General features: G+C 61.9%; 10 protein-coding genes. 9 read left to right on the forward strand and 1 reads right to left on the reverse strand.

All coding sequences use genetic code 11. From position 1 onward, the window contains the following. Positions 1–32: 32 nt before the first annotated feature. A complete protein-coding gene (locus tag A8V01_RS29605; RefSeq protein WP_103098983.1) occupies positions 33–704 on the reverse strand; it encodes a cold-shock protein in 672 nt (223 codons plus the stop codon). A gap of 314 nt (positions 705–1,018) precedes the next feature. Between A8V01_RS29605 and A8V01_RS25105 the strand changes: the two genes are divergently transcribed. The 9 genes from A8V01_RS25105 (at position 1,019) to A8V01_RS25145 (ending at position 12,592) form a co-directional block, all read left to right on the forward strand. Beyond that, the gene (locus A8V01_RS25105; protein WP_103098984.1) at positions 1,019–2,248 is read left to right on the forward strand and encodes an FAD-dependent oxidoreductase; all 1,230 of its coding nucleotides are present in this window, start codon (positions 1,019–1,021) and stop codon (positions 2,246–2,248) included. 220 nt (positions 2,249–2,468) lie between these two features. Continuing rightward, entirely contained in the window at positions 2,469–2,987 is a 519-nt protein-coding gene (locus tag A8V01_RS25110) for a sigma-70 family RNA polymerase sigma factor (protein WP_103098985.1), read from the forward strand. Between the two features lie 58 nt (positions 2,988–3,045). Continuing rightward, positions 3,046–4,035, forward strand: a complete 990-nt coding sequence (locus tag A8V01_RS25115) for a FecR family protein (protein WP_103098986.1) — start codon at positions 3,046–3,048, stop codon at positions 4,033–4,035. Positions 4,036–4,186: 151 nt separating this feature from the next. Next, the gene (locus tag A8V01_RS25120; protein ID WP_103098987.1) at positions 4,187–6,586 is read left to right on the forward strand and encodes a TonB-dependent siderophore receptor; all 2,400 of its coding nucleotides are present in this window, start codon (positions 4,187–4,189) and stop codon (positions 6,584–6,586) included. Positions 6,587–6,590: 4 nt separating this feature from the next. Further along, complete coding sequence (locus A8V01_RS25125; protein ID WP_103098988.1) at positions 6,591–7,304, forward strand: energy transducer TonB; 714 nt, start codon at positions 6,591–6,593, stop codon at positions 7,302–7,304. Positions 7,305–7,687: 383 nt separating this feature from the next. After that, a complete protein-coding gene (locus A8V01_RS25130) occupies positions 7,688–9,094 on the forward strand; it encodes an OprO/OprP family phosphate-selective porin (RefSeq protein WP_170066065.1) in 1,407 nt (468 codons plus the stop codon). Positions 9,095–9,163: 69 nt separating this feature from the next. Next, complete coding sequence (locus tag A8V01_RS25135; RefSeq protein ID WP_103098990.1) at positions 9,164–9,691, forward strand: MaoC family dehydratase; 528 nt, start codon at positions 9,164–9,166, stop codon at positions 9,689–9,691. A 97-nt stretch (positions 9,692–9,788) separates the two neighbouring features. Continuing rightward, positions 9,789–11,174 (forward strand): MFS transporter, encoded by a 1,386-nt coding sequence (locus A8V01_RS25140; RefSeq protein ID WP_103098991.1) that lies wholly within the window; start codon positions 9,789–9,791, stop codon positions 11,172–11,174. A gap of 2 nt (positions 11,175–11,176) precedes the next feature. Beyond that, the gene (locus tag A8V01_RS25145) at positions 11,177–12,592 is read left to right on the forward strand and encodes an MmgE/PrpD family protein (protein ID WP_103098992.1); all 1,416 of its coding nucleotides are present in this window, start codon (positions 11,177–11,179) and stop codon (positions 12,590–12,592) included. Positions 12,593–12,594 lie beyond the last annotated feature (2 nt).

Genomic DNA, 12,594 nt, shown 5'->3' on the forward strand with positions numbered 1-12,594 from the left:
CACCTGAAGCAAGGTGGCCATGGCCAGGTTGGTCAGCGCTGGACCAGATTTACGGCCGACGCCTTGCCGCGGCGATCGATCTCGATCTCGAATTCCAACTGATCACCTTCCGCAAGGCCATGCAGGCCGGAGCGCTCGACGGCGCTGATGTGCACGAACGCATCAGGCTGGCCATCATCACGGACGATGAAGCCGAAGCCCTTGGTGCCGTTGAAGAACTTGACCGTGCCGGTGGCCTTCTCGCCAGTCGACTGGCGCTGAGCGGGAGCCGGAGCACGCTCGCGACGTTCGGCGACGATGACTTCGCCAACGATGGTCAGTTCGGATGCGGAAACCTTGCCGTTGCGCTCGACCAGCTGGAATTCCAGCTGCTGCCCTTCCGCCAGCGTTTCGAGGCCGGCGGCCTGCACCGCGCTGATGTGCACGAATGCATCGTCGCCGCCGTCTTCAAGCTGGATGAAGCCGAAACCCTTGTCGGGGTTGAAGAACTTGACCGTTCCACGGCCCTGACCCACGACCTGGCCCGGACCGCCACGCGAACCGCCGCCGCCAAAACCACCGCCGCGCGATCCACCGAAGCCACCGCGCTGGCCACCGCCGAAGCGATCACCACCACCGAAGCGATCGTTGCCGCCGCCCCAGCGATCATCACCACCGCCGAACCGGTCGCGACCATAGCCGCGATTTCCCCTGTCGAATGTCATATTCTTAATACCTTAAGCTACGTCCGAAGAAATCTATCCTCGCGAGTGAACGTAGCACGCAAGGCCCCGGAGCCTGTTTCTGGATCCAGAACAAGGGCCGTAGCAGCACAATCGCGTCTTGGCGACCAGAGTTCTGCGGACGGTTCGATCTAGCACGCAGACCGCCTTTTCAAGGCGGCGAGAACACTTTCGTCCAATCTGGATGAATAGTCCGGTCGCCGTCGGCGGGCTTCGGCCGAGCATCCCGCATTCCACGATGCCGGTTTTGCGGCAATCTTGTTGGATGGGCCGGTATACTGCGTTAGAGACCCATTATGCGGGGGCTGAATATTGCGATTGCAGGCTGTGGGCCATGCGGACTGGCGACGGCGCTGATGTTTCGTCGCGCGGGGCATCATGTCACACTGTTCGAGCGCTTCGACACACCACGGGCCCTAGGGTCTGGTTTGATGCTGCAGCCCACGGGCATGGCAGTCCTTTCTCGAATAGGATTGCTGGATGACGCGCTGGCGCGCGGTGCACGCATTGATCGGTTGTTCGGCAAGGCTGGAAAGCGGGTCGTCCTCGACGTTCGTTATTCCGCGCTGCGCCACTCAGGCATGTTCGGCATCGGCATCCACCGCGCCAGCCTGTTTGCGATCCTTCACGAGGCAGTTCGCCATTCGGGCATTGTAATCCACACCGGACACACTTTGGTCGGGAGCGCCTTGGTCGGGACGAAGCGCAGGCTGAACTTTGCCGATGGCGGCACGAGCGATGTCTATGATCTGGTGGTGGACGCGCTTGGCACGCGCACGCCACTGGCCCCGCCGACCGGCCGGGAACTGGCCTATGGAGCGCTGTGGGCCAGCCTTGACTGGCCGCAGGATGCCGGGTTCGATCCCCATGCGCTTGCGCAGCGTTACCAACGCGCAAGCATCATGGCAGGCGTCCTGCCCATAGGAACCCCGCCGGGCGAAACGACCTTCAAGGCCGCATTTTTCTGGTCCCTTCGTGCCGATCGCCTGGAGGACTGGCGCCGGGCGGGTCTGTCGCCATGGAAGGCGCAGATTGCTGCGATCTGGCCTGAGTGCATGCCTTTGCTTGATCAGATCCATGATCCCGACCAACTGACATTCGCACGCTATGCACATCGAATTCTTGCGGTGCCGGCGGAACCGGCGCTGGCTCATATCGGCGACGCCTGGCATTCGGCCAGCCCTCAGCTTGGCCAGGGCGCCAACATGGCCTTGCTCGACGCCTGGGCGTTGGCGAAGGGCCTTGCGGAGCATGACAGCGTCGATGAAGGGGTTCGGCACGGTATCAGACTGCGCCGCCGCCATGTGCTGACCTACCAGTGGCTTACGGCGCTGTTCACCCCGGTCTATCAGTCAGACAGCCGCTTGCTGCCGTTGATCCGCGACTGCGTCGTTGGCCCGCTATCCAGGCTTTGGCCTGCCACGACGATTCAGGCCGCGATGGTCAGTGGGCTCACAGGCAATCCGCTGCCGCCACTGGAGTTGGCTGATGACCTGCAACTCGGAGCCCTAACCCGCGCGGCGTAAGGATTGGGTTTGAGCGAAAAACTGCTTCCTTCGGCCAGATGCTGGCCTTCAGAGGGCGGTGAGATTGGTGCCAGCGCGCCCTTCTCGGAGTCTTGCAGCACAAATTCGGTTTGCGATTGAACCCTGATGGAAGGCTTGTCCCGCGCAGCGTCCACCCGGCGCTGTTTTCCACACATTCAGATGAATTGCATATCCTTCGCAATAGCATTAATGGGCGCGCATGAGTGGAAATGCGGCTGCTCTTTCAAGCCTTATCATCGCCGAGCGCAACGCCTTGCTTCGCAGGGCCGAGCGCCTTGTCGGAAACCCGGCCGATGCGGAGGAGGTCGTCCAGTCGATGTGGCTCAAGGTACAGGGGCTGACGGACGATCAGCCGATCCTGTCCAAGCGCGCGTATCTGTTTCGGCTGGCGCGCAACCTTGCGTTCGATATGCGGCGCTCGCAACAGCGGCGTGGGCGTCTGGCCGATGATGTACAGGGTATTCTGACTGAAAGCGATGATGCCCCCGGGCAGGATCGAATTCTGGATTCCGCGCGCGTGCTGGAGCGGGTACGTCAGGCGGCGCTTGCGTTGCCGGAACCCACGCGCACCATTTTCCGCCTTAATCGCTTTGAAGGTGAAACACACAAGGGCATCGCGCGAAGGTTGTCGATCAGCACCACGACTGTGGAGAATCATATACGTCGCGCGCTTGAAGCGTTGGCTGCCGCGCGTGACGGGTACGATCCGGCGGCGTAGTAGGTCTTAACAACTGACGGGTTGGGTGGCGCCGCCGCCCGTGCGTCTAGGCAATATCATGGGCGGAGCGATCAGGACCATCATGACGGTGCAGGGGAACGACACTGCCGAAACGCGCGGCGAGAGGGCGCGGGCATGGGTGGTGCGGCTGGCGTCAGGCGACATGACGGCGGCAGAACTGGACGAATTGAGCCACTGGAGCGCTGCCGACCCGCGCAACCGGGCTGCATTTCTGCACGAAAGGCAGTGCTGGCAGGACCTTGCTTCGCTGGAGAGCGCCTTCGCGGCTGACCCGGAAGTAGGCGTGGTGCCGGGGGCCCGATCCGCAAAGTGGGGGCGAGGTTCTGTGCTGTTTTCTGCTGCCGCAGCAGTCGCGATTGTCTGGTTGGCTGGGCCAGCAGCTTATGTGTGGCTGAATGCCGATGCCATCAGCGCTCCAGGCGAGATCCGGCACGTCGCTCTGCGTGATGGTTCTCAGGCCGTGCTTGACAGCGACAGTGCGATCTCGATCGATTACGGCAGGGGCGGGCGCAAAATCAGGCTGCTGAAAGGGCGAGCCTGGTTTACGGTGCGTCACGGCGATACACGGCCGTTTCGGGTAGACACTGCCGGTGGCACGGTGCGTGACATTGGTACGGCGTTTGAAGTAGACGATACCGAAGCTTATTCGCGCGTGGGCGTGACCGAGGGCGCGGTGGCGCTTGAAAGTAACAGGCCGCTTGTCCTTCATGCAGGTCAGCGAGCGCGGTTTGGGGCTGGTGGACAAGCGGTACTGCTGAACGGACTGCCCGTTGATCGGATCGGCACCTGGCGTCGAGGCGAATTGCTGCTGCGCCAAGTGTCGCTGGAAACCGCAATACGCGCCGTGGCTCGTTATCGCCGCGCGCCGGTGTTCATTCTGGCCAATCTTGCGGATAGCAAGCCGATAAGCGCAAGTTTTCGCACCGATCGGCCCGACGAAGCGCTTGATACTCTGGCTGCCATGCGGGGGCTGGAATTGGCCCGCCTGCCCGGTGGAGTGCTCCTGCTGCGTCGCGCAACGCGCTGAATTTTTACTCTGCCGCAGATTTTTTGTTTTTCAACTTGGGTGCCGGGCATGCCCGGACGTCAAACCCTGTGACGCGATATTGCAAGTCGCTTGCAATATCGCCCCGCGTCCTTCCGGGAGGCGGGGCATGATCCGCTTTACGGGGGAATAGATGAATTCGGTTTCCAAACGTCTGGCCATGGGGTTTCTGGCCAGTACCACACTGCCGCTTGGGGTGATTGTTCCGCAAGCGGCAGCGGCTCAAGGAGCGCAGGCGCGTTCATTTGACATCGCGGGGCAGCCGCTTGAAGGAGCCTTGCTGGCGTGGATGCGGCAGGCCGGGATGCAGGTAGGCTATGAGCCGGGCGATGTCGCCGGGCGCACTTCTGCCACAGTATCGGGCACCTATTCTGCGCAGGAGGCACTGTCGGTGCTTCTGGCCGGGTCAGGGCTTGGATATCGGCAGACCGGCAGTGGAGCGGTTCGTCTGGTTCGTGCGCCTCAAGGGGCTGAGGCTTCGCCGGGCGGAACGGTGCTGGGCCCAGTCCGGGTGCAGGGACAGGGTGCACGCAGCGCGAACAGCGATGTCATCGAGACGGCGACAGGCCCGGTTCCCGGCTATCGCGCTACGCTGAGCGCTACGGCAACCCGCACCGACAGCGTCATCCGCGACGTGCCGCAATCCATCCAGATCGTGCCACGCGTGGTGATCGAGGATCAGGCGGCGGTACGCCTCACCGACGTCATCCAGAACGTATCGAGCGTTCAGTTGAATGGCACCGCAGGCAATCGTGCCGAGACATATAGCATCCGCGGCTTTGTCAGCGCCCGCTATGCGATCAACGGCTTTCCCCTGACCAGTGGCATGGACCGGCCGGAAGCCTTCTTTGACCTTGCCAACGTCGAGCGCGTCGAGGTGTTGAAAGGCCCGGCTTCGGTGATGGTAGGGCTTAGCGAGCCGGGCGGCGTGATCAACATCGTCACCCGTGCGCCTGCGAAAGAATTCCACTTCGACGGCAGTTTCCAGGGCGGCAGCTTCGATTTCTATCGCGGCGAAATGTCGGTAACCGGTCCCCTCAATGCGTCAGGCACGCTGGCAGCGCGGGCGACTGGCGCCATCCAGACAAGCAACGGATTTCGCGATGGGGCCCGTAAGAGCGAGCGTGCCTTTGGCGCTGCCGCCTTGCGCTGGCAACCCGATGGCCTGACGCAAGTGGATCTGACCGCAGACTACGTCGATCAGAAGGTGCCCTTTGATCGCGGATTGATCGCGGATGACGACGGCAACTACGTTCACGATGCGCGCACTTATTACGGTGAGAACTGGTCTACCACCGGCGCTGAGAAACTGGTGCTGGGGCTTGCCGCACAGCGGCAGATGAATCCGTGGCTGATGCTGCGCTTCACCGGGCGGTACACCGATGCGCTGGTAACCGACAGCAATGCGGTCGACCTGCAGGGGATCGCAGATGGCATGGTGCGCAGGCGCATCACCAACCGAACCGAGGATTCGAAAGACCTGACAATGCGATTCGAGGCACTGGCGGATGCCTTCACCGGCCCGCTGGAACATCGCATCATGGCAGGTGTCGAGCACAATCGCGGGGATTTCGCGTTCTGGTCCGCCCGGGCCAACATCTCCTCGATCGACATGGTCGAGCCGATCCATGGCGTAACGCCGACGCCGGTAGCCACGGTCAACAACATCTACGATTACGAAGGCCGCAACTGGGGCTTCTACCTTCAGGACCAGATTGCCCTGGGCGAGAAGTGGAAAGCATTGGCCGGGCTTCGCTATGACCGTGCCCGTTCATATACGTGGGACAGGCTTGACGAGAGCGAGACACCGACCCACGATAACGCGCTGACCTTCCGCACCGGCCTAGTCTATCAACCCAGTGCGTCCGTTTCGCTATATGCCAGCTATACGCAAAGCTTCCAGCCACAGCAGGGGCAACTGGTTGATGGCACGCTGCTCGATCCCGAAAAGGGCGAGCAGTACGAAGCAGGCGTGAAGCTGGATATTCTGGATCGCCTGTCGATTACCGCCGCGGCATTCCAGATTACCAAGCAGAATGTTGCAACGGAGGATCTGGATAATCCCGACTTCTCGATCCTGACGGGGGAGCAGCGGGTGCGCGGCCTGGAGATCGACCTGACTGGCGAAATCCTGCCGGGCTGGAATATAATCGCCAATGCCAGCCATCTCGATGCTGAAATCACGCGGGACAATACCTTTGCGGTGGGCAATCGCCTGAACGGCGTGCCGGCTTTCAGTGGCCGACTCTGGACGAGTTATGGCTTTTCGTCGGGGACGATGAAGGGCCTTACACTTGGCGGTGGCATCCGCGTGGTCAGCAAGCGTGAAGTCGATCTCGACAATCGCTTCTCTATCGCCGGGTACGAAACGTTCGATGCATCCATTCGCTACGCGTTCAATGAACATTGGGAAGTCTCGGTCAATGCAGAGAATCTTGCCGATCGCTTCTTCGTGGAGGCGGTGCAGGGCGACAACAACCTTTACCCAGGAACGCCGCGCCGCGTGATCGGCACGCTGCGGGCGCGGTATTGACACTATGTTGATGCGCACGGGGGCGGGAGGGGAAACAGTCATCGTCGTAAGGGGCTATCGCCCCGAACGGCAGCGCGGTTTCGCGCTGGCATTGACGGCGCTTGTCTTCTGCCTGCCCCCGCTATGCATCGCTCTGCTGAGTTGGCATACGGTGACGCAAGGTGCCCCTGCAGCGCCGCATGTTGCAACCTTTGACGTGGCGGATCCGGCCCCGCAACACGATGAGCCGGTCCTGCAGGAACAGGAAGTGTCAGAGAAGTCGCCTCCTGTTCCGCAGGCCGTGCCCGAGTCCACGCCACGTCCGCTTGTCGCGCTGCAAAGTCCGGTCTCCCCGAAGCCCGCACCGTCGCAATTGCCCAAGGTTGCCGCAGCGGTCCTTCCTGAAAGCGCTCCGCCGCCGGCACAGAAGCCACGTCCGGGCGGCAGAAGTGAAGCTCCCGAAACCTGGCATGCGCGGGTCCTGGCTCGGCTCAACGCCAGCAAGATTTACCCCTCTTCGGCACGCGCACGCAGGCAGCAAGGCGCGGTGTGGGTGAGCTTCACCGTCAACCGCCAGGGGCAGGTCCTGAGCGTGACCCTGAAAGAGTCTTCCGGCTTTGCATTACTTGACCGTGAGGCACTGGCGCTGCCTAAGCGGACATCCCCATTGCCGGCGCCGCCCGACGATGTGGTCGGCCGCGAAATCGAACTAACCGTGCCTGTCGAGTTCTATTTTTAAGCCATCAGACGCGGTCGTCCGCGGATTGCTTCGCATTCGACGTCCCACTTCGGTGCGCAATCGCATTTAAGGGATGTGCCATATCGGGCCAGCCAGCGCGCGTCCGAGGCATCTTTGGGGCTCCGGGCGCAATCCGCACCCATCTCATCCGAACTTACATAAAATGTTTGTACGGACAATTTACAATCTGTCTCACATCGGCAATGACGGCCCCTCTCAGCCCGCACAGACGGGCGAACTCGACAGAGGATGATTTGATGCGGGTACGTCATGCCATTTTAATTTCCAGCGTCTTTCTATCGGTAGCGCCACAATATGCCTTGGCGCAGTCGGCGCCGGAGGCTGACACGACATATCGGACCCTGGTGGCATTGATCGACGAGATGGTTGCCAACAAACTCATCACTAGGGAAAAGGCAGATGCCCTGCTGGCTAGCGCAAAGGCCAAGGCAGGGGAGCCGGTGACGGCACCAGTGCCATCGACGCGCTCCACCCCCGGTCAACTCGCAGCGCAGTCCGGCACGCCGCCGCCGCCCGCGCGGAATAATACGGCTTCAGAGGCCAAGGTTGCGGCGGTAGAGGCCGGTAACGCACAAGTCCAGGACGGCGCCGGGGGCGTCAACATCCCGGCCGACCTCAATGTCGACTGGAGTCGCGGTGCACCGGTCTTCTCCAGCAAGGACGGCAACTTCACCTTCAAGCCGCGCGGGCGCATCCTGGCCGATATTTCTTCCACCAGTGGATCTGACTACGACAGGCGTAACATCACCGTCTCGACCCTGCGCCAGTTCCGCTTTGGCGGCGTTGGCACGGTGGGCGACCACCTGTTCTACCAGTTCGAGGCGGATTTCCGTCGTAACTCAGTGGAAGTCGTGAACACATTTCTGGGCTATAAGACCAAGTTCGGAAAGGTTAATGCCGACATCCGCGCGGGTAATCTCATTACGGATCGCGGCATCGACATCGGCACCGCGGCTACGGCGAACCCTTTCATCACAACCAACATTAACACGATCGCACTGGCGACCCAGGGTGGGCGGGCCTACCTTATGGGGATCGCCGCAAGGGCAGGGCAGAAGAATTGGCACTGGAGCGTTGCGGTTCACGGCGATGCGCTGGATTCGGACTTCACCCGCAACGACCACCGCATGTTCCTCAGCCGCGCGCACTGGAATCCCGTCCTGACCGACAAGGCCATCGTCCATGTCGGCGGCTGGGCTTATTCCGAGCACATTCCCGCCGCAACGGCATCCGTGTCGGTCAACCAGTTCATCTCGGGCGCGCTCAACAACAGCGTACAGGTGAATGTCGCGACGCTCAACGGCGCTACTGGATCTAAAGCGTTCGGTGTCGAGTTTGGCGGCGTATATGGCCCGGTCTACGCCTTCTCCGAATATGGCGAGCGCCACGTCAAAGGCGGTCCGGCGGCTGCTTTCGACACGGCGAAGTTCAAGACACTTTCCGTGAATGGTGGCTTCTGGCTGACGGGGGAGAAGCCTACCTACACTTCGGTCAGCGGCACCTACGTAGCACCCAAGGTGCTTAACCCGATCACCGAAGGCGGATCGGGCGGCATCGAACTGGTTGCTCGCTACGAGCATCAGGACAGTTCCGGCGCACCGCTGGGCGGCACCGGATGGGCCGCAACCGCAGGCGTAAACTGGTATCTCACCAACTACTTTCGCCTGATGCTCGACGGCATCCACTGGGAAACCAACAACCTTACCGGATCGTACCTCGGCAAGGATTCCGGCAACACGATCGCCGCACGCGCCGAAGTCGCTTTTTAACGTTCAGACGCTTGCGCCAAGGCATGTCTGTGATAATGTCCGGACAAACATACAAGGAGAGTCGATAACATGACCTTGACCGCGCAGAAGGTCGGTGAGAACCGATACCGCGCCAGCTATGGCCGCTATCTGGAAGATTTCACTGTCGGCGACATCTACGAGCATCGCCCCGGTCGAACGATCACTGATGCAGACAACATCCAGTTCTCGTTGATGACGATGAACTACCATCCGATGCATTGCGACGCGCATTTCGCGAAGGAGAGCGAATTCGGTAAGTTGCTGGTCAACAGCGGCCTGACCCTGGCGATTGTGCTGGGCATGACGGTCAATGACGTCAGCGGCAAGTCGCCCGCCAACCTGGGCTGGACCGACATCAAGCTGACCCATCCGGTCTTCGCCGGGGATACTCTCTACGCCGAATCCGAAGTGCTGAACGTGCGCGATTCCGCATCCCGTCCCACGCAGGGTATCGTCACCACGCGCACGCGTGGTTTCAATCAGGACGGTAAAATGGTGATGGAGTTCACCCGCAACTCCCTGATTTACAAGCGCGGCTACGCGCCGGGTGACGTTCAGTCAGCAGCGGGCGCGTAATTCCAGCAGGCGACGAGATAGCGCCGGTCGCCGTCCGAACGACCTCTACAAGAGGCGGGAGGCGCCCGGTGGTAAGGAGAGGATTAACGTGACTTTGATGCCAAGAACCGTTCATGCAGGGGCCAGGCTTGATCGCTTGCCGGTCTCGCGTTTCCATTGGCGTATCCTTGGCCTAATCAGTGCCGGTGCGTTCCTTGATGCTTTCGACGTCTATCTTGCAGGCGGCGTGATGGCCGCAGTGAAGTCCGAAGGTTTCGGGACCTTGCCGCAAGCCGCAGCGTTCATGTCCATGACGTTCCTTGGAATGCTGCTGGGCGCCGCGATGGCTGGCTACGTGGGTGATCGGTTCGGGCGTCGCTATTCCTATCAGTTCAACCTCGCGCTCTTCGGGTTCGCATCCATCGCGGCGGTTTTCTCTCCTTCGATGACATTCTTGATCGTCTGCCGCTTCATAATGGGCCTAGGTCTAGGGGCGGAACTGGTCGTCGCGGCAGGCACGTTGGGTGAATTCATTCCGCCCAGCCATCGTGGCCGTTGGGGCGCGATTCTGGGCGCGATCATCGGTTCGGGCCTGCTGATCGCAACTTCGATCGGCTATCTTGTCATCCCCAATCTGGGCTGGCGATACATGTTCGCAATCGCCGGAGCGGGTGCCATCGGCATCTGGGTCCTGCGCAAGAACATGCCGGAATCCCCGCGCTGGCTGGAATCGATCGGCCGCGCCGAGGAGGCCGAGGCAGTCCTGAAGGAGATTGAGGCAGAGATCGCAGCCGAAAAAGGACCGCTTGCTCCTTACCCGAAGACTGCAAGCGCCGCTCCGGCCCATGCGCCGCTGTCGCGCCTTTTCGCATCGGACATGCGCGGACGGCTTGCTGCCGCCACGCTCACGGCGATTGCCGCCAACGTCTCGGTCTATGGCTTCGTTGCATGGCTGCCCACTTTCCTGGTCAGCAAGGGGCAGACGATGGTGCAGTCGCTGGGCTTCACCACGCTGATGTCGTTTGGCAGCATCGCCGGTTCGCTGGTGGCTGTGGCCATCGCCGACAAGGTCTCGCGCCGTGCTTCGCTGATTATTGCGGGGCTTCTCATCATCCTGTTCGGGGCGATCTACCCCAACGTCGAGGGCACCGTGCCGCTTGCGATCGCCGGCTTCCTGCTGGTGAGCAGCATCTACATGCTGACCGCCATCGGCCTGTTCCTCTACGTGCCCGAGATGTTTCCCACAGCCTATCGCCTGCGGGGCACCGGTTTTGCGGGAATGTGTGCCCGCGCGGGTTCGATGCTGACGCCGTTCATGACCGTTTGGCTGTTCGAGCACTTCGGTCTTGAGGGTGTTCTCATGATGGTTGGTACGGTTCTGGCACTGATGATGATCGCCGTGGTGGCCGTTCGGGTCGAAGGACGCGGTGCCTCGCTTGACGAGATAGCGCAGGACCCGAGCGCAACTTCGGAAAAGCACGCTGTCGGCTTTGCGGGAGAGTGAACATGATTGCCCGGAATTACGCCGATTTCGCTAGCCGTCTGACGCTTGACGCCGTGCCGGAGCGGGTACGCGAGCGCGCCTGCCACCTGATGCTGGATTCGATCGGCACCGGCATCGCGGCTCTTGGCGAAACCTGGGAACAACGCGCCTTTGCAGCTGCGCAGGATCTCGGGAAGGGGCGCTCGGCCGTCCTTGGCCATGGACGGTCGTTGGCTCCGCGCGAGGCGGCGCTGGTCAACGGGTTGCTGATGCATGGCCTGGATTACGACGACACGCATTCGCGCGGCATCATCCACGCGACGGTAAGTAGCCTTCCCGCTGCCCTTGCTGCCGCCGACCATGCCGCCGCCGACCATGCCGGAGCGAGCGGCGCCGATCTGCTGCGTGCCTACATCGTGGCCATGGAGGTTTCCACCCGAGTTGCCACCGTTGCAGCCGGCGGCTTCCACCGTCACGGCTTCCATCCAACGAGCCTGTGCGGTGCCTTCGGGGCGACAGTGGGCGCGGGGCTTCTGATGGGGCTTGATGCGCAGCAGATCGGCATGGCCCAGGGGATTGTCCTGTCGATGACGGGCGGCAGCCTCGAATTCCTGGAGGATGGCGCCTGGACCAAGCGTCTGCATCCCGGCTGGGCAGCCAGTTCCGCGCTGACCGCCGCGACGATGGCCAAGCACGGGTTCGTCGGCCCCAAAGCAGCTTATGAAGGACGCTTCGGGCTCTATTCGCTCTATCTGCGCGATGGTGCGCCTGCCGGTCTGGCGGATGCCTGTACGGGCCTTGGTGAAAATTGGGAGATCGAAAGCGTCTCGGTCAAGCCGCTGCCGGCCTGCCACATGACTCACGCCTCTGGCGATGCGGCCGCTGCGATCTGCGCCGAGCATGGCTTGGCGGCCGGCGATATTGCCCGCGTCACGGTACTGGTCCCTGAAGCGGTGATCCCCATAGTGTGCGAGCCCGCCGCGCCCAAGAAGGTGCCAGCAACCAGTTACGATGCGCAGTTTTCGATCCCCTATGTCGTGGCGACAGGGCTGCTCAGGGGCCGCTTCACGCTCGACGAACTGGATGGCGCGGCTCTGGCCGATCCGGAGGTGCTCAGACTGGCGCAGAAGGTGGAGTACGCAGCCGACCCCGACACAGACTATCCGGTGCACTTCACTGGCGAAGTGATCGTCGAGACGACAGGCGGCCGTCGCATCACGAAACGCGAGGCGGTCAACCGGGGCGCGGCCGACCGCCCGCTTTCCAATGCCGAAATCCGCGCCAAGTACCACGACAACGCAGCCCGCTGCGTGACGGCTGCGCAGGCCGACGCGATCGCCGATGCCGTGCTGGACATTGCCAACCATCCCGCAGCGCGCCTGAGCGATTTGCTCGCCGCTGCCGCCCCCGTTGAAATTCTGGAAGGAACCCCCGCGTGAAC

The sequence above is a fragment of the Novosphingobium guangzhouense genome (genome assembly GCF_002896965.1).
Taxonomy (GTDB): Bacteria; Pseudomonadota; Alphaproteobacteria; order Sphingomonadales; family Sphingomonadaceae; genus Novosphingobium; species Novosphingobium guangzhouense.